We start from the raw sequence: 16,995 nt of genomic DNA on the forward strand, positions 1-16,995 counted from the left end.
TACTTAGTTTTTATTCATACCTACTTAGACGATGACCCCAAGCACTATACTTGACTCGCCTGCCTCCATTGCTCTGGTATCGCCCTCCATAAATCAGGGTAGACGCTGCGAACCTTGGGGCTCGGATGGGCGGACGTAAAGACGTGCAAACCTATCACCTGAATCAATGGAAGTGCCATTTTCGCTTTACCACCCACCAATACTACAGTTTGGACTTTAGGTAGTAACGGCAGCAGGTCCATCAACTCATCAATCCCTCGACGCACTTCTTCACGGGTCGTCTTGATGGTTTTATTCCATCCCGGAATGACATTCCAAAGCACGGTTCGCTTGCGAGGTATTTCCGCTTGCACCATAAAGTTGAACAGTGCCTCTGCGGTTGGATCATCATTGTTCCGTGAGATAAATCCCGACCCCTTACGCTTTCCGGTTGAGGAAGTCATTGGACCAGGCTTTTCAAGCAGGAAGAGCATATCCGCACCTATCCCACCATCAAGCGGGTCGAAATCCTGAAACTCCCAATCTGGATGCTTCGCCCGTAAACTATCTACATACTGAGCAAGCGGCGCGATATGCTTTTCCCCAAGCATTTGCTTACGCTGCACAACCATACTAGTGTTATGACACAGCTAAATCTGCGTCATGCATAATGTCGGCATGGAACATTACAGAATCATCCTCAGTCCTCAAGAAAGAGCGCGGTTGCAAGAGCTGACAAGCAAAGGCAGGACCGCGGCAAGCCAAGTCATCAACGCCCTGATCCTGCTGGCCTGCGACCGCTCGCAAGACCAGGGGCCGCGCAAGACCAGTGCACAGATCGCCCAGATGCTGGGCGTGAGCCAACGCAAGATCGACAACCTCAAGCGGCGTTGCGTGCAGGAAGGTCTGGAGTCGGTGCTGGTGAGAAAGAAACCCCGGCGCGAATACGCCCGCAAGATCGACGGCGAACTCGAGGCACGCCTGATCGCCCTGAGCTGCGGACCTGCTCCCGAAGGTCATGCGCGCTGGACGCTCAAACTGCTGGCCGAGCGTGCGGTGGAGTTGGAATATGTAGACTCGCTGTCGTCGGAGACGGTGCGACGTGCCCTAAAAAAAACGAACTCAAGCCGTGGCGCAAGGTTGGCTGGGTGATCCCGCCGAAGGCCAGCGGGGAATTCGTGGCGGCCATGGAGCAGGTGCTGGATGTCTACAGTCGACCCTATGACGAAGGCCATCCGGTGGTCTGCATGGACGAAACGCCGCGGCAACTGATCCGCCAGGTGCGCGAGCCCCTCGAGGCGGTACCGGGGCATCCCGGGCGCGATACGAGTACGAGCGCGCTGGCACCTGCAACGTCTTCGTAGCCTGTGAGCCGCTGGCCGGGCGGCGCATCGCCAAGGTCACCGAGTACAAGAAAAGGCAGGACTGGGCGCTGTTCCTGCAGGACATCGCCCAAGCCTGGTCCGGGGCCGAGCGCATCACGCTGGTGATGGACAACCTCAACACCCACAGTGCCGCCTCGTTGTACGAGACCTTTATGCCCGAGCAGGCCAAGGCCCTGAGAGATCGCTTCGAGTTCGTCTACACCCCCAAGCATGGCAGTTGGCTGAACATGGCCGAAATCGAGATCAACGTACTCGCCGGCCAGTGCCTGGACAGGCGCATCGACTCCCTCGAGCGGATGCGCAAGGAGGTCGCCGCATGGCAGCAATGCCGCAACCAGCTCGATGCCAAGATCAACTGGCAGTTCACCACCCAGGATGCGAGGGTCAAGCTACGCAGCCTATATCCGCAGATTGAAGTGTGTTGAGATACTAGGCACTCGCAATATCCGTGGCACATCCATGATTTTGTTTGTCATAATAGGCATCAGAATCAGAAGAAAAAACCGCTCGATTGTAATGGAGAAAACAAACCTCCCGAAAGGAATTTTTCCAACTCCGGTTTTCGTACTATTTTCTCCGCTTTGCCAGCATTGGTGATGGAGACACGGGGCAGTCATTCCAACCTGACACTATTCGTTCGTAGACAATCCAAGAAAGAAAGCAGAGAAAAAGACAGCAAAATCTGTCGCGAAGGATAACAGATAGGATCGTCGGTCCGGCGGGACGAGCGCCCGCCGGCCGTCGTTCGCTTTCGTCAGGTCCGCTCCGGGCTCGGCCGGTTTTCGCCGCTGGCCTGCTTCAGGCGATAGGCCAGTTGCCGGCGGGTGATGCCGAGCAGGCGCGCGGCGTGAGTCAGGTTGCCCTTGGCGCGGCGCACCGCCAGCTCGAGCAGGCGGGCTTCGTGCGCCTGCAGGTCGAAGCCGTCGTCGAGCAGGCTGTCGTAGAGCAGTTCGCGACGGGCCTCGTCGGCATTGCCCACCAGGCCCTGGCGGTCGACGGCGGCACCGCAGGGCGGCGCCGGCAGGCAGCCGGCGAACAGGTGCTCGACCTCGATCCGCGTCCCCGAGGGCACCAGCAGCACGGCCCGTTCGATCAGGTTTTCCAGCTCGCGCACGTTGCCCGGCCATCGGTGGGCCATCAATGCCTGCATGGCGCGGTCGGTCAGGCCCGGCAGCTTCTTGTGGTAGATGGGCGCGTACTTCTCCAGCAGCGCCGCGACCAGCAGCGGGATGTCCGACTTGCGCTCGCGCAGCGGCGGAATGGTCACCGGATAGGTGGCCAGCCGGTAGTACAGGTCGGCGCGAAAACGCCCCTCGGCCATCGCCCGTTGCAGGTCGACGTTGGTCGCCGCCACCAGACGCACATCGACCTTGCGCGCCTTGTCGTCGCCCAGCCGCTCGACTTCGCCGGTCTGCAGCACGCGCAGCAGCTTCACTTGGGCGGAGGACGAGAGATCGCCCAGCTCGTCGAGGAACAGGGTGCCGCCATCGGCGCGCTCGAAGCGGCCGGGACGCGACTGCTGCGCGCCGGTGAAGGCGCCTTTCTGCACGCCGAAGAGTTCCGACTCGATCAGGTCGTTGGGGATGGCTGCGCAATTGACCGCCACGAACGGTTGCTCGGCGCGCTCGCTGTTCTCGTGCAGCCAGCGGGCGAAGACCTCCTTGCCGACGCCGGTTTCGCCCAGCAGCAGCACCGTGATCGGCGTCCTGGCCGCCTTGCCGAGCAGATCGAAGGCCGTGCGAAACCCCGGCGAGGCGCCGACCAGCCGGCCGGGGGCGTGCTGTTCGCGCTGGCCGCCGCGCAGTTGCCACAGCTCTCGCTGCAGTTCCCGGAGCGAGGGCTCCAGGTCCTGCGGGCGGCAATATTCCAGATAGGCGTCGTCGCCCCAGGCCTCGACCGGCTTGCCGACCAGGACGCAATGGGGATCGCCCCGGCAGGTGCACTGGGTTTCGCGGAAGACGATGAAGCGCCGGAAGAAACGGGTGACGTAACCGGAGGCGTAGCCGGCCAGGGTCCAGCAGGCGGTGTCTTCGCCTATGCCGAATTGCTGGAGATGGGATTCGGCCTCCCAGGAGTTCTCGCACTTCGCCTCGCCGAAGAAACAGCCCTGCTCCCAGTCGATGTGCGCATCCATGAGCACCGTCTTGACCAGCCCTTCGAAGGCGTGCAGTTCGGGGCCGATCTGGAACACGTCGTAGTTGTCGCCCTCGCCCAGCAGCTTGGAAGCCAGGTCGGCATCCTGCTGGCCGGCGGCGAAGCCCATGCGGAACAGCAAGCCCTGGGCCCGCTTGGCGCCGAGCGAGTCGAACAGCTCGCGGCGCAGGGCGCCGACGGCCTTGGCGTGGAACAGGAGCATGCGGCTCTCGTCCAGCCAGATCTGCCCGGCGTCGATGTCGAAACGCAGCCTCGAACGCAGGTTGAAACGCTCGATCAGCCGTTGTACTGCCATATTCATCTCTCCCGACCGGCTCGCGAGCCATCGGGCAAGGCATGCGGGTGGCGACCCCCTGCCCGGCTCTTGGCCGGTTTTATCGTCATGGCCCCGGCAAAGGCGCCGGGACAGGCGGCCGTCAACTTACGTCATTCGCCCGTCTGCGCGCCATTCGCCGAACGACCGGCCGGCGCGGCTCAGCCGCCCTCGCCCGCCGCGGCCTCCAGCGCGTCGCGGATGGCTTGTACTGCCGCCAGCGCGCAGCGGATGTCGTCCTGCTCGGAGGCGCCGGAAACGCCGATCGCCCCCACCGCCACCCCCTCGTACAACATGGGCTCCCCGCCGCCGAACAGGGCCATGCGCGGCTGGAACGGCAGACCCTGGCGCACGGCGTCGGACATCTCCTTCAGGCGGATTTCCCAGCTCCCGGTGGAAACGGCGAAACCCACGGCCGTCAGGGCCTTGTTCACGGCGATGTCGCGGCACTGCAGGGGCGCGCCGTCCATGTGCGCCAGATGGATCAGCCCGCCCGCCGCGTCGACGATGGCGACGCTGACGCGCACGGAAAGCCCGCCGGCCTCGTCCAGCGCCGCCCGCATGGCGCGCATGGCCAGGGGCAAGGTGATGGTATTCAGCCGCCGCAAGGACAAGTCGCAGGCTTCGTTCATCGTTCGCGAATCCTTTTGAAAGTGGCCGGATTGACTCATGTCCGAACATTCGGCATTGAACGGCGAACCTCTCTCCGCTCGGCCATAAGAAAACTCAGAAGGCCAGAGTGAGCTTCAGCCAGGTGTAATTCCCTTGCGGGCGGTTTTCCACGGCCGTTTCGGTCGTATATTTGCCCTCCAGCGACCATCCCTTGCCCTGGTATTGGATACCTGGCCCCAATGCCAGGGATTGCCCGCGAAAGCCGACTTTATGGCCGTGTGACTCGTCCGAAGTCAGTTGTTTGAAGGCATAACCCTGCAGGGCCAGAATCCAGCCCGGCGCGAATCGGTAACCCAGGCTGAAATCGCCGGCGAAATATTGTCCGGAAAGATAATCGGTATCCTGATTTTCAGTGTTGAAACTGTAGGACAACTTGGTGGACAGATCCCAGCCGTCCGGCTGGGAATAGCTGTAGACGACTATTGGCCGCAAGGTGTAATAATTCTTGCCCAGGTTGACCATGCGGTCGCGATCGTATTCACCGGTCGGGAAAACGCCTTCGATGGCCGCGGCCCAATGATGTTCGCCGTTGTGCCAGCCCACCATGACCGCGGCCAGCGTGTCGCTGATCCCCTTCCTGTCGCCGCGCTGGCCGCCCTGGGCGATCCGCAGATCGAAGAATGGCTGAGCGACGTAAAAACCCAGTTGTCCATTCATGACGGTCGTTTCCGTCATATATATGAGACGCTCCACCACGCCATTCAGATTCAGCCCGAAGCCGGGAATCATCGAATCCCCGTGCTTGTCGACGAAGCGCGACGCATGATAATTCACATAGAACGTCTGGCCGTAGAATCCAGGGGGCGGCAAGGCGCCCGCCAATACGCCTTCCGCCCCCGAAGGATAGGAGTCCGCGCCATTTTCCGTGGCCAACGTCATGACCGGGTATGTACAGATAAAACCGAAGAGCAAACTTATTCTTATTCTGGAAAATATCATGACACATCCATACCTGATTTTATTTTTATAATCGGCTTTATTTAACGCGGCGCCTTCCGCCTTCATGGCTAAGCCATGCGAAGAAAACCGAAGACTGGCCATGGTGCTTCGAACAGGGCCGGCAAGAAACCGATGGCAAAAGATATCCATTCGCCCGGATCGATCGCCCTGAAATTATCACCAACTTATTGCCACCCCATCCTCGCTGTCCAATACCATTGGACAGCGATCCCGATACCTGGAAAGTATCGGGCTCTTTGCGTAAACTCGCCCGGCAGTCGATCGGAAGGTCGAGGCAATCGGAGATTGCGACTCCGACACAGTTCGGAAAAAGGACATCGCAGCCTGCGTTCCGCTCTTCAGGAATGCGCCGTCATCGCACGCATCGGCCGCCGGATTCGATCACAACGCGCCCCGGGTAACGCCACATGGATCTACGTCATCTCAAGTACTTCATAGCCGTCGCCGAAGAAAAAAACATCGGGCGGGCCGCAGTTCGCTTGCATATATCGCAACCGCCCCTGACGCGCCAGATCCAGCAATTGGAAGACGAGTTGGGCGTACGACTCTTCATCCGTACGCCACGAGGAGTTGAACTCACCTCGACCGGCGAGTTGTTTCTCGAAGAGGCGCGCAATATTCACTCCCTAATCGAACAGGCGACCGAGCGCACTCAACTGGCAGGACGGGGCAAGCTCGGAAGACTCGATATAGCGACCTTCGGTTCCGGGATACTCGACACCATCCCCAAGCTGCTCCTGGCTTTCAGAAAGAACTATCCGGATGTCAAGGTCGTATTGCATACCATGAACAAGAACGAGCAGATCGAAGCCCTGCTCCAGCGGCGCATCAGTCTGGGATTCAACCGATTGCTCACACCGACACCCGGTATAGCTTCCGAACTGGTGACCAACGAGTCGCTACTTCTGGCGATAAACAAAAACGACCCCTTGTCCAAGGCGTCCGAAGTATCCTTGCAGTCGCTCGCCGACCACCCTTTCATATTATTCCCAACGGGTAGCCGCCCCAGTTTCATCGACAAGACGGTAGGGCTTTGCCAACAGGCCGGATTCACACCGCAAGTCTCCCAGGAGGTGGAGGATGTCGTCACGGCCATCAGCCTGGTTGCCAGTGGGTTCGGCATCTGTCTCGTATCCGAAACCACATCCGTTCTGGCGTTTCCCGGCGTCGTCTATCGTCCCCTCGCCCATCTCCCCGAGAACGCCCATATCGATTTGAGCTGCATATTCCGGGCGGATGACGGATCGCCGCTTCTAGCGGCTTTCCTGAACGAAATCAGAAATTTCAGGGAAAGCCCTGGGAAGCGATATCCATGAAAATTTCCATGCGACACGCTACTTCCGCGCCGGCCCGGCAGCGCCGCCCCCGGCGAAGGAAATACCGTCCCATGTGCTACCTGCGGTTTCCAATCCGGGTGATCGACAGGCCTACGGATCGCTCGCCGAATCGCGACACGAAAGTACAACCACCTGTTCCCCGCTGACACTTCCGAACACACTCCATCGATTTCGCAGCAGTATTCGAGTACTTCCCGGAACATTCGACCGCTATCGTTCGGCGAAGTACGCGGAAAACGACTTTCGCGGACTGGCACACCCCTTGCCCCATGGCGCAATAAATTGCGTTTACAAGGAGCAAGAATGTCTCTCTATCGACAGGCTGTCGTCGCCTACCTGGGATTGCTGCTGGGCACCTCATGCAACAGCATGGCCGAAGAAGCCGCTTCCGATCCTCTGGAGCTCGGCGAAACCCGGATCGTCGACGATCAGCTCGCGGACGGCAGCGCCGAGCTGGGCTACCGGGTGGAGAGCATCCAGCTCGGCCCGCTGGGCAACGGCAAACTGCAGGACACACCGTTTTCCATCAACACGGTGTCCGGGGAACTGATCCGCAACACCCAGGCGACCAACACCACCGAGGCGCTCAAGTACGTACCGACGGTCTACAGCAACACCGGCGCCAGCCAGATCACCCCCTACTTCACGCTGCGCGGCTTCACCGCTTCGACCTGGACGTACAACATGGCGGTGGACGGCATGCGCAACTTCGACGTGTACCAGCCGATGGAAGACAAGGAACGCATCGAGGTGCTGAACGGCGCCAACGGCTTCCTGTACGGCATCACCTCGCCGGCCGGGATAATCAACTACACGCTGAAGCGCCCCACGAAACGGACCCTGCGGGAATTCACCCTCGGCACCTACGACCAGCAGGTCTACGGCCATCTGGATCTGGGCGGCTCGCTGACCGACGACCTGCGCTACCGGCTGAACCTGCTGCAGTCCGACGAAGGCGACACCAACGGCATCGACGACCAGAGCCAGGAGCGCCACCTGTATTCCGGGGCGCTGGACTGGCAGGTGTCTCCCGACACCCTGCTGATGCTGGACGCCAGCCGTTCCCGCCGCGACCTGGAGCACGCCCAGGCGCTGTTCATGACCAGCGCCGCCATCGGCATCCCCAGCGCCCCGAACATGGCGAAGAACTGGGGCGCGCCCTACACCGGGGCCATGGACGCCACCAACCGCTTCGGGATAGGCCTGGAAACCCGCCTGAACGACGTCTTCAGCCTGCGCGCCAAGGCCCGCTACAGCCGCATCGAACGTTCCTATTTCCTCAACCGCCTGAGCTTCGTGAACAAGGACCTGGACTACCGCTGGCGGGTCGACTCGCAGGAAGAGTTCGACACCCTCGTCAAGCAGTACAACCTGTTCCTCGACGCCAACTTCAGCACCGGCCCGCTGCAGCACCTGTTCACCGTCGGCCTGACCCGCGACTCCTACGACTCGGCCGACACCGGCTATCGCGGCACCACCTACGCCACCGTCTATCCGGGCAACCTGCACGGCAACACCGGCTATCCGGCCTGGACGGAACCGCCCAGGGGCACCAGCACCTCCCAGGAAACCCACTACACCACGCTGATCTTCGCCGAGCGGATATCCATCGGCGACAAATGGACGATCATGATCGGCGGCACCCGCGCGCGGGTGGACGACCGCTCCACCTCACGCAGCGCCACCGGCGTCGAAACCACCACCCGCTACGACGAACAGGAGTTCTCCCCGGCCTACTCCATCGCCTTCAAGCCCATCCCGGCGGTCACCGCCTACGCCTCCTACGTGGAATCCCTGCAGCAGGGCATGGTGGCCGGCGCGACCCAGGCCAACGCCGGCGAGGTCTTCTCGCCCTACGTCAGCAAGCAGAAGGAAGTCGGCCTGAAAGCCACGCTCGGCAACATGGACCTGAGCCTGGCCTGGTTCCACATCGAGGACGCCAACCAGAACGTCGACACCGCCACCAACGTGGCCACCCAGGATGGCAAGGCCATTCACAAGGGCTGGGAATTCTCCGCCACCGGCCGCCTGACCGAGCGGCTGACCCTGACCGGCGGCTACACCAAGCTGGATGCGCGCATCGACCGCGCCTCCGCCAACGAGGGCAAGACCCCGCAGGGCGTGCCGGAAAGCATGGCCAAGCTGTACGCCGAATACGACCTGCCCGGCTCCACCAGCCATTCCGGGCTGACCCTGACCGGCGGCGTCACCTACACCGAGGAAGTGCCCTGGGACGCCTCCAACACGCTCTACGTCCACTCGGTCACCCTGTGGGACGCCGGCCTGCGCTACCGCGCCCGCATCCGGGACAAGGACACCACCTGGCGCCTGAGCGTCTCCAACCTGACCGACAAGGACTACTGGACGACCCGCTCCGGCATCCTCTACCTGGGCGCGCCGCGCACCGTCTCGCTGTCCAGCACGGTGGCCTTCTGATGCGCGGCGAACGGCTGCGCCCCATCGGCTGGCTGCTGCTGGTGGGGCTGGCGCTGCAGGGCGCGGCGCCGGCCTGGACGCAGGAACAGCGCAGCCTGACCGACCAGGCCGGCCACGTCCTGCACCTGCCGGCGCGGGTCGAGCGGGTCGGCACGCCGGGGATTTCCATGGCCTCGCTGATCCTCGCCCTCGGCGGCCGGGCGCAGTTGTCCGCCATCACCCCGGAAGTGCAGGGCAACCCCTGGCTGCTGCGCCTGATGCCGGAAATCGGCCGCCTGCCGACGCCATTCGTCCGGCCGGCCGGCGTGCACCTGGAACAGTTGCTGGCCGGCAAGCCCGATCTGGTCACCCTGTGGACCACCCACCAGGCGCTCGGCACGCGCCTGGAGCGCCTCGGGATGGCCGTGCTCTACCTGGGCTACGACTCGCCCGAGGACATGATCGGCGCCGCCCGCCTGCTCGGCCAGGCGCTGGGCCCGGCGCAGCGGGCGCGGGCGGAAGCCTTCGTCGACTACTACCGGAACGTCCTGCAACGGGTGAGCGCCGGGCTGTCCGGCCTGGACGACGCGGAGAAGCCGCGCCTGTACTACGCCGGCCTGTCGCCGCTGAGCACCGAAGGGCAGGACTCCATGGTCGACGCCTGGATCGAGCGGGCCGGCGGCATCAACGTGGCCGCCCGCGCCGGCCTGCCGGCTGACGCGCAGGTTTCCCTGGAACAACTGCTGGTCTGGCAGCCGCAGTTCATCGTCGTCCTGGAGGAAAGCACCCGCCGGGCCATTCTCGCCGACCCGCGCTGGCAGTCCCTGCCGGCGGTGCGCGACGGCCGGGTGCTGCTCAATCCCAAGGGCATCAACGCCTGGTGCACGCGCGCGGCGGAAACCGCCCTGCAGGTGCTCTGGGCGGCCCGCCAACTGCATCCGCAGCGCTTCGCCGACGTGGACATGGCCGCGGAAACCCGCGACTTCTACCGACGCTTCTACCAGTACGAATTGAGCGACGAGGAAGTCGGCCTGATCCTGCAGGGCGCCGATCCGCCGCCCCGGCCGTGAAGGAGCCGCCGGGGGAGCCTCAGCTCCCCTCGGCGTCGTGGGCTTCCTCGAAGAAATAGTCCTTCCAGGAGGCCGCCTTGTTCTTCAGCACGCCCAGTTCGTGGAGCTTCTCGGCGTAGATGAAGGTGCGCTGCGGCACTATGGTGAAGTCGTTTTCCTCATCCTCGACGATCTTCTCTACCAGCTCCGGCGCCAGCTTGGAGTTCTCCACGCGGATATAGGTCTGCGCCGCGGCGGGCTTGTCGGCCTTGACGATGCGTTCGGCCTCGGCCAGGGCGGCGTAGAAGGCGCGGTAGGTCTTGGGATTGTCCTTGTGGAACTTCTCGGTGGTGTAGAGCACGTTGAAGGTCGCCGGCCCGCCGAGGATGTCGTAGGAGCTGATCAGCTTGCGCACTTTCGGGCTCTCCAGGGCCTGGTAGTAGAAAGGCGCGCTGGAGAAATGCGCGGTGACCTCCGAGCCGCCCGAAGTCAGCGCCGCGGTGGCGTCGGGATGCGGCAGGCTGACGCTGATGTCGTCGAAGCGCTTGAAGCGCTCCTTGCCGTAACGCTTGGCCGCCTCGATCTGCAGGGTGCGCGACTGGAAACCGACACCGGCGGCGGGCACCGCGATGCGGTCCTTCTCGCCCAGGTCGTCCAGCGACTTCACCGCCGGATTGTTGCTCAGCAGGTAGTTGGGCAGCGAACCCAGCGCGGCGATGGCCTTGACGTTCTGCCGGCCGCGGGTGCGGTCCCACATGGTCAGCATCGGCGGCACGCCGGCCGACACCACGTCGAGGGCGCCGGCCAGCAGCGCCTCGTTCATCGCGGTGGCGCCGGAGATGCTGCGCCACTCCACCTGGATGTCGATGCCCTGCTCCTTGCCGTGCTTCTCGATCAGCTTCTGGTCGCGGACCACATCGAGCAGCAGATAGCCGATGCCGAACTGCTGGGCGATGCTGATCTCGCCCTCGGCCCGGGCCAGCAGGGAGACGCTGCCCAGAAGCCCGGCGAGCACGCCGGCAGCCAGTCGGGCGGGACGGAAATGGGTTTTCTTCTGCATGGGAAATCTCGGTGAGCGCCCGCGCGTTACGCGCGCGGGATGGCGGATGGGGGATTCAGTCGCGGTCCACGGCGAACGGCTGCCAGGCCTGGCGGGTCGGCATGACCTCCAGGCGATTGATGTTGATGTGCGCCGGCAGGCTCGCCACGTAGAAGATCTGCTCGGCGATGTCCTCGGCGGTCAGCGGCGTCGTCCCGCGATACAGCCGGTCGGACGCGGCCTGGTCGCCCTTGGTGCGCACCAGGGTGAATTCGGTCTCGGCCATGCCCGGCGCGATGTCGGTGACCCGCACGCCGGTACCCAGCAGGTCGCAGCGCAGGTTGTAGCCGAACTGCTCGACGAAGGCCTTGGTCGCGCCGTAGACGTGGCCGCCCGGATAGGGCCAGTGGCCGGCGACCGAGCCGAGGTTGACGATGCTGGCGCCCTGGCCGCTGGCGATCAGGGTCGGCAGCAGCGCGTGGGTGACGTTGACCAGGCCGGTGACGTTGGTGTCGATCATGGTGTGCCAATCCTCCAGCGCCACCTGCTGCGCCGGCTGCGGGGCCAGGGCCAGGCCGGCGTTGTTGATCAGCGCCCGGACCTGGCGGAAGCCCTCGGGCAGCGCCGCGACCACCTGGCGCACGGCCTCGGCGTCGCGCACGTCGAGCGCGGCGATGTGCACCGGCACCTTGCCCTGGAGTTCTTCCTGCAACGCCTGCAAGCGTTCCAGACGACGACCGCTGAGAACCAGGGACCAGCCCGCGGCGGCGAAGCGGCGCGCCGCGGCGCGGCCGAAACCGGAGGTGGCGCCGGTGATGAAGACGATGTTGCCCATCTGCAAATCTCTCGTTGCGACTACATGAAAGGGAAAAACGGAAGGTTTCCAGGCTGTGTGAAAACGTAGCGAGCGAAGGTCAGGCAAGGCGAAATCAAGCGAAGACGCGGAGTTTACGAGCAGTCCGAGACGCCGTGTCTCGGCTCGATTTCAACGCAGCCCGGCCGAGCGCAGTGGTTTTCACACGGCCTGCATCAGCGCTGCATGCCCCAGCGCCTGACGGTGTAGCGTTCCAGCAGGGCGAAGACCAGGCTTTCCACCAGCAGGCCGATGAGGATCACCACCGCGAGCCCGGCGAACACCTTGTCGGTGTACAGCTCGTTGCGGTTCTGGAAGATGTACCAGCCGAGCCCGCCCTGCCCGGACGAGGCGCCGAACACCAATTCGGCGGCGACCAGGGTGCGCCAGGCGAAGGCCCAGCCGATCTTCAGGCCGGAGAGAATCGACGGCAGCGCGGCGGGCACCAGGATCAGGGCGACGAAGCGCAGCCCGCGCAGGCCGTAGTTGCGCCCGACCATGCGCTGGGTTTCCGGGACGCCGAGAAAGCCGGCGTAGGTGTTCAGCGCCAGCGACCAGAGCACCGAATGCACCAGCACGAAGATCAGGCTGCCCTCGCCCAGGCCGAACCAGAGCAGCGCCACCGGCAGCAGGGCGATGGCCGGCAGCGGGTTGAACATCGCCGTCAGGGTCGACAGCAGGTCGCGGCCGAGCTGACTGGAAACCGCCAGGCTGGTCAGGACGAAGGCCAGCAGGATGCCGATCAGATAGCCCTTGACCAGCACCGACAGGGAGATCGCCACCTTCTCCAGCAACTCGCCGCTGGCCAGGTCCTCGACCAGGGCGCGGGCGACCTGCAGGAAGCTCGGCAACAGCAGGTCGTTGCCCTGCAGGCGGGCAGCCACTTCCCAGAGCAGCGCCAGCGTCATGAGGATCAGCGACTTGCGCAGCCAGGCCTGCTGCCACAGGCGCTGCGCCAGCGACAGCTCGCGCTCGAGCGGCAGATCGGTCAAAGGTTGCAGGGCGATTTCGTATTCCGGTCGCAGCGGCGGGGTCTGGCTCATGGTGTGTTTTCCGTAGAGTCGTGGGTAAAAACGGGAAGGTGCGGGGGCCGACCGCACAGGGTGGGAAACGGCCGCAGGCCTTTCCCACCAGCGGCATGGCCATGGTGGGCAATCGCTGCGCGAGTTGCCCACCCTACCCGGCTATCGCCAGCAGGCCGGTGCCTACGCGGCATGCACGGCGGCGGGGGTTTCCCCTTCCTCGAACAGCAGCCGGTGGATGCGCCGGGCGGCGTGCTGGAAATCGGCGCTGCCGCTGCTCTGCAGGTCGAAGGCGTGGCTGGCGACTTCGGCGCGGACCCGTCCCGGATGCGGCGAGAGCAGCAGGATGCGGTTGCCGACGACCAGCGCTTCCTCGATCGAATGGGTGACGAACAGCAGGGTGAACTTCACCTCCTGCCACAGTTCGAGCAGTTCTTCCTGCATCCGCCGCCGGGTCAGCGCGTCCAGCGCGGCGAAGGGCTCGTCCATCAGCAGGATCTTCGGCTGCATGGCCAGGGCGCGGGCGATAGCCACGCGCGCCTTCATGCCGCCGGAGAGGGTGTGCGGATAGGCGTCGGCGAAGTTGGCCAGGCCGACCTTGGCCAGGTAATGCAGGGCGCGCTCCTCGGCCTCGCGGCGGTTCAGGGTGCGCGTGGCCAGCAACGGGAACATCACGTTCTGCTTGACCGTCTTCCATGGCGGCAACTGGTCGAACTCCTGGAACACGGCGATGCGGTCGGGCCCCGGCTCGCGGACTTCCCGGCCGTCCAGGCGGATCGCGCCGTCGCGCGGACGGATGAAGCCGGCCACCGCCTTGAGCAGGGTCGACTTGCCGCAGCCGGAGGGGCCGAGCAGGACGAAGCGGTCGCCCGGATCGACTTCGAAGCTGACTTCGTGGGTGGCGCGCACCACCCGCTCCGCGGTGCGGTATTCGAGGCTGACGCCCTCGACCTGCAGCAGCGGCCGGAAGGCCGTCGCCACGCCGGGTACGGAATCCTGGAGAAAGGCGTTCATCGTCTCAACTCCCCTCGGCCAGCCTGGGATCGGGGAAGAAGTAGTCCTGCCAGGAGGCCGGCTTGTTCTTCAGCGCGCCGACCCGGTGCAGGAACTCGGCCAGCGGATAGGTGTTCTTCGGCGTCACGCTGAACTCGAACTTGTCGTTGTCGATGATCTTCAGCAGCGCGTCCTTGCCGATCTTCGCCCCGGTCACGCGGATGTAGGTCTCCGCCGCGGCGCCTTTGTCCTTCTGCGCGAAATCGGCCGCCTCGGCCAGCGCGTCGACGAAGGCCCGGTAGGTCTTCGGATTTTCCTTGCGGAATTTCTCGGTGGCGTACAGCACGGTCGGCGAGTTCGGCCCGAGCAGCTCGTAGGTGTCGAGCACCACGTGCACGTTGGGGCTTTCCAGCGCCTGGTTCTGGAACGGCGGGTTGGAGAAGTGCCCGGTCAGCTCGGTGCTGCCGCTGGTCAGGGCCGAGGTGGCCTCCGGGTGCGGCAGCGCGACCGTGTACTTGTCCAGCCGGTTGTAATACTTGTCGCCCCACTGCTTGGCGGCGGCGTACTGCAAAAAGCGCGACTGGATGGAGACGCCCACCGCCGGCACGGCGATGCGGTCCTTGTCGCCGAAGTCGGCGATGGTCTTGACCTTGGGGTTGTTGCTCAGCAGGTAGTACGGGAAGTTGCCCAGCGAGGCCACGCCCTTGACGTTCTGCCGGCCGTGGGTGCGGTCCCAGACGGTCAACAGCGGGCCGATGCCGGCCCCGGCGATGTCGATGGTCCCGGCCAACAGCGCGTCGTTGACCGCCGCCCCGCCGGACAGTTGGGTCCAGTCGACCTTGATGTCGAGGCCCTGCTCCTTGCCGTGTTTCTCGATCAGTTGCTGGTCGCGCACCACGTTGAGCAGCAGATAGACGATACCGAACTGTTCGGCGATGCGGACCTGGCCTTCGGCGTGGGCCGCCGCCGGGGTCAGCAGACTGCCGGCGAGACCGAGCCCCAGAGCGATGGCGCCGGCCAGACGGCGAATCGCGGGAATGCGTTTGCCTGGAAACATGGGAAGCTCCATGGAAGATGCGTGAAATGGGTCGCCGAAAGTCGTTCGGCCGGCGATGCGACCGGGAAGGCGCGGACACGCGCGGCCGGTCGGCGCACGCGTGCCCGCGCACGGCTCAGAACGGTGCGTCGCCCTGGATGGTGGTACGGTGCATCCGGCGCGGCAGGTGGTTCGGGCAGCCGGTGGCCAGATGGATCAGCGCGCGGTTGTCCCAGAACAGCAGGTCGTTCTCCTGCCAGCGGTGGCGATAGGTGAACTCCGGGCGGATGCTATGGGCGTAGAGTTCCGCGAGCAGCCGGCGGCTCTCGTCCTCGGGAATATCGAGGATGCGGGTGGTGAAGTTCTCGTTGACGAACAGGCCCTTGCGTCCGGTTTCCGGGTGGGTGCGCACCACCGGATGGACGACCTCCTTCACCTCTTCCAGTTGCGCCGTGGTCAGCGTCGGCCGGCGGATGCCCTTGAAGACTTCGTCCTCGTAGTGCGCGGTGTAGGAATGCACCGCCCGGCGTCCCTCGACGGCCTTGCGCAACGCCTCCGGCAGGCTTTCGTAGGCGAGCTGCTGGTCGGCGAACAGGGTATCGCCACCCTCTTCCGGCAGAATCCGCGCATACAGCATGGCGCCCATGCTCGGAATTTCCTTGTAGGAGAGGTCCGAATGCCAGAGTTTGCCGGCGTCGCCCAGGCCGATCGGCCTGCCGTTCTCGACGATGTTGGAAATGATGAAGATTTCCGGATGGCCGGCGAGCAGGAACTGCTTGAGGACATGGATCTGCAGTTCGCCGAAGCGGCGGCTGAAAGCGATCTGTTGCTCGGGGGTGATGCGCTGCTCGCGAAACACCAGCACCCGGTGGTCCAGGAAGGCTTGGTGAATACGGGCGAAATCCGCCGAATTGACCGGAAGGGACAGGTCCAAGCCGAGGATTTCGGCACCCAGCACCCCACCGAGGGGACGGACTTCGAACGACTGGGCAGGAGCAGACAACAAGGATTCAACCGCTGACATGGGGATCTCCAAAACGCATGATCGGGCATGGCCCGAAGGAAAAAGCTGGCGTGGACACGAATGGCGCATCCATTTCTCTTCATGCGGCTCGGCGGTTGACCGACAAGTACGCGACAGGCGCACTTTAATGGAATATGAATTTTTATTTAAATAACTTTTAAGCCTAAGTTAATGACTGCTCTTTCCGGTGCACGGGTACCCGCCCGGACGCAGGCGAAAGCCCCGCAGCCGTCTCCCAAGGGGAGACGGCCGGGACGAGGGATCAGTCTTTCTCGATCCGCTCGCCCATGGGCTCGGGAACGAGCATCAGCTTGCCGTTCATGTCGCGGCAGACGCCGGAGCGGGTCTTGCCGTCCGGGGCGGAGAAGGAACCGGTGTCGCCGGCCTTCTTGCCTTCGCAGGCCTTGGCGGAACCCGCAGCCGATGGCGGCGGGCCCTTGCGTCCGCCATGCTCGGGCATCGCCGCGAGCTTGCCGTTCAGGTCACGGCAGGTACCGGTCATGCTCCGGCCGCCGGGGCCGCTGAAGGATGCCGTATCGCCCGCCTTCTTGCCCTCGCAGGCGGTGAAGGCGGCGGCCGGCGGCTCCATGTGCCCGTGCCCGCCAGGCGGATGACCGGCATGCTCCTCCTCGGCGGCCATCGCCAGGGGCGAGGCCAGGCAGGCCAGCAGCGCGATGTGACGGATGTACAGCATGTTTCACCTCTCTGGGCTTCGTGCGAAACGCCCATCAAAACATAGCTACCCGTCGAGCGCTGATTCTTTA

At 64.0% G+C, this 16,995-nt stretch carries 14 protein-coding genes and 1 pseudogene; 4 read left to right on the forward strand and 11 right to left on the reverse strand.

The window, feature by feature from the left end:
• Positions 1–44: 44 nt before the first annotated feature.
• Positions 45–611, reverse strand: coding sequence for a uracil-DNA glycosylase (locus AVCA_RS25060; RefSeq protein ID WP_012701629.1), 567 nt, complete (start codon positions 609–611; stop codon positions 45–47).
• 46 nt (positions 612–657) lie between these two features.
• Here AVCA_RS25060 and AVCA_RS26080 point away from each other — a divergent pair.
• A pseudogene (locus tag AVCA_RS26080) lies at positions 658–1,789 on the forward strand (IS630 family transposase).
• A 329-nt stretch (positions 1,790–2,118) separates the two neighbouring features.
• On the opposite strand, the gene AVCA_RS14060 reads toward AVCA_RS26080, so the two are convergent.
• From AVCA_RS14060 to AVCA_RS14070, 3 genes are all read right to left on the reverse strand, one after another.
• The gene (locus AVCA_RS14060) at positions 2,119–3,813 is read right to left on the reverse strand and encodes a sigma-54-dependent Fis family transcriptional regulator (protein ID WP_012701630.1); all 1,695 of its coding nucleotides are present in this window, start codon (positions 3,811–3,813) and stop codon (positions 2,119–2,121) included.
• Between the two features lie 179 nt (positions 3,814–3,992).
• Positions 3,993–4,463 carry a GlcG/HbpS family heme-binding protein gene (locus tag AVCA_RS14065; RefSeq protein WP_041807261.1) on the reverse strand — a complete coding sequence of 157 codons (471 nt, stop codon included), beginning with the start codon at positions 4,461–4,463 and terminating at the stop codon, positions 3,993–3,995.
• A 94-nt stretch (positions 4,464–4,557) separates the two neighbouring features.
• Positions 4,558–5,592, reverse strand: coding sequence for a SphA family protein (locus AVCA_RS14070; RefSeq protein WP_236616181.1), 1,035 nt, complete (start codon positions 5,590–5,592; stop codon positions 4,558–4,560).
• Positions 5,593–5,870: 278 nt separating this feature from the next.
• Here AVCA_RS14070 and AVCA_RS14075 point away from each other — a divergent pair, with 278 nt between their 5' ends.
• The 3 genes from AVCA_RS14075 to AVCA_RS14085 all read left to right on the forward strand — a co-directional run bounded on the left by AVCA_RS14075 (position 5,871) and on the right by AVCA_RS14085 (position 10,285).
• Positions 5,871–6,779 (forward strand): LysR family transcriptional regulator, encoded by a 909-nt coding sequence (locus AVCA_RS14075; RefSeq protein ID WP_012701634.1) that lies wholly within the window; start codon positions 5,871–5,873, stop codon positions 6,777–6,779.
• Positions 6,780–7,103: 324 nt separating this feature from the next.
• The gene (locus tag AVCA_RS14080) at positions 7,104–9,236 is read left to right on the forward strand and encodes a TonB-dependent siderophore receptor (protein ID WP_012701635.1); all 2,133 of its coding nucleotides are present in this window, start codon (positions 7,104–7,106) and stop codon (positions 9,234–9,236) included.
• Positions 9,236–10,285 (forward strand): ABC transporter substrate-binding protein, encoded by a 1,050-nt coding sequence (locus tag AVCA_RS14085; RefSeq protein WP_012701636.1) that lies wholly within the window; start codon positions 9,236–9,238, stop codon positions 10,283–10,285. Before AVCA_RS14080 ends, AVCA_RS14085 begins: the two co-directional genes overlap by 1 nt.
• A gap of 19 nt (positions 10,286–10,304) precedes the next feature.
• Here the strand turns inward: AVCA_RS14085 and AVCA_RS14090 are convergent, their stop codons facing one another.
• From AVCA_RS14090 to AVCA_RS14120, 7 genes are all read right to left on the reverse strand, one after another.
• Positions 10,305–11,324: an ABC transporter substrate-binding protein gene (locus AVCA_RS14090; RefSeq protein ID WP_012701637.1), complete on the reverse strand. Its 1,020-nt coding sequence runs from the start codon at positions 11,322–11,324 to the stop codon at positions 10,305–10,307.
• 55 nt (positions 11,325–11,379) lie between these two features.
• A complete protein-coding gene (locus AVCA_RS14095; protein WP_012701638.1) occupies positions 11,380–12,138 on the reverse strand; it encodes an SDR family NAD(P)-dependent oxidoreductase in 759 nt (252 codons plus the stop codon).
• 194 nt (positions 12,139–12,332) lie between these two features.
• Complete coding sequence (locus tag AVCA_RS14100) at positions 12,333–13,199, reverse strand: ABC transporter permease (RefSeq protein ID WP_012701639.1); 867 nt, start codon at positions 13,197–13,199, stop codon at positions 12,333–12,335.
• Positions 13,200–13,361: 162 nt separating this feature from the next.
• Positions 13,362–14,192: an ABC transporter ATP-binding protein gene (locus AVCA_RS14105; RefSeq protein WP_012701640.1), complete on the reverse strand. Its 831-nt coding sequence runs from the start codon at positions 14,190–14,192 to the stop codon at positions 13,362–13,364.
• 4 nt (positions 14,193–14,196) lie between these two features.
• Positions 14,197–15,228, reverse strand: coding sequence for an ABC transporter substrate-binding protein (locus AVCA_RS14110; RefSeq protein ID WP_012701641.1), 1,032 nt, complete (start codon positions 15,226–15,228; stop codon positions 14,197–14,199).
• Between the two features lie 115 nt (positions 15,229–15,343).
• Positions 15,344–16,231: a TauD/TfdA dioxygenase family protein gene (locus AVCA_RS14115; RefSeq protein ID WP_041807264.1), complete on the reverse strand. Its 888-nt coding sequence runs from the start codon at positions 16,229–16,231 to the stop codon at positions 15,344–15,346.
• Positions 16,232–16,493: 262 nt separating this feature from the next.
• On the reverse strand, positions 16,494–16,925 hold the full coding sequence (locus tag AVCA_RS14120) for a hypothetical protein (protein ID WP_012701643.1): 432 nt from the start codon (positions 16,923–16,925) through the stop codon (positions 16,494–16,496).
• Positions 16,926–16,995: the final 70 nt, after the last annotated feature.

The sequence above is a fragment of the Azotobacter vinelandii CA genome (assembly GCF_000380335.1).
In the GTDB taxonomy this organism is placed as follows: Bacteria; Pseudomonadota; Gammaproteobacteria; order Pseudomonadales; family Pseudomonadaceae; genus Azotobacter; species Azotobacter vinelandii.

Excerpts from the sequence above, each read along its gene's own strand:
- AVCA_RS25060 (WP_012701629.1), bottom strand. The coding sequence starts at position 611 with ATGGTTGTGCAGCGTAAGCAAATGCTTGGGGAAAAGCATATCGCGCCG.
- AVCA_RS14060 (WP_012701630.1), bottom strand. The coding sequence starts at position 3,813 with ATGGCAGTACAACGGCTGATCGAGCGTTTCAACCTGCGTTCGAGGCTG.
- AVCA_RS14065 (WP_041807261.1), bottom strand. The coding sequence starts at position 4,463 with ATGAACGAAGCCTGCGACTTGTCCTTGCGGCGGCTGAATACCATCACC.
- AVCA_RS14070 (WP_236616181.1), bottom strand. The coding sequence starts at position 5,592 with ATGGATATCTTTTGCCATCGGTTTCTTGCCGGCCCTGTTCGAAGCACC.
- AVCA_RS14075 (WP_012701634.1), top strand. The coding sequence starts at position 5,871 with ATGGATCTACGTCATCTCAAGTACTTCATAGCCGTCGCCGAAGAAAAA.
- AVCA_RS14080 (WP_012701635.1), top strand. The coding sequence starts at position 7,104 with ATGTCTCTCTATCGACAGGCTGTCGTCGCCTACCTGGGATTGCTGCTG.
- AVCA_RS14085 (WP_012701636.1), top strand. The coding sequence starts at position 9,236 with ATGCGCGGCGAACGGCTGCGCCCCATCGGCTGGCTGCTGCTGGTGGGG.
- AVCA_RS14090 (WP_012701637.1), bottom strand. The coding sequence starts at position 11,324 with ATGCAGAAGAAAACCCATTTCCGTCCCGCCCGACTGGCTGCCGGCGTG.
- AVCA_RS14095 (WP_012701638.1), bottom strand. The coding sequence starts at position 12,138 with ATGGGCAACATCGTCTTCATCACCGGCGCCACCTCCGGTTTCGGCCGC.
- AVCA_RS14100 (WP_012701639.1), bottom strand. The coding sequence starts at position 13,199 with ATGAGCCAGACCCCGCCGCTGCGACCGGAATACGAAATCGCCCTGCAA.
- AVCA_RS14105 (WP_012701640.1), bottom strand. The coding sequence starts at position 14,192 with ATGAACGCCTTTCTCCAGGATTCCGTACCCGGCGTGGCGACGGCCTTC.
- AVCA_RS14110 (WP_012701641.1), bottom strand. The coding sequence starts at position 15,228 with ATGTTTCCAGGCAAACGCATTCCCGCGATTCGCCGTCTGGCCGGCGCC.
- AVCA_RS14115 (WP_041807264.1), bottom strand. The coding sequence starts at position 16,231 with ATGTCAGCGGTTGAATCCTTGTTGTCTGCTCCTGCCCAGTCGTTCGAA.
- AVCA_RS14120 (WP_012701643.1), bottom strand. The coding sequence starts at position 16,925 with ATGCTGTACATCCGTCACATCGCGCTGCTGGCCTGCCTGGCCTCGCCC.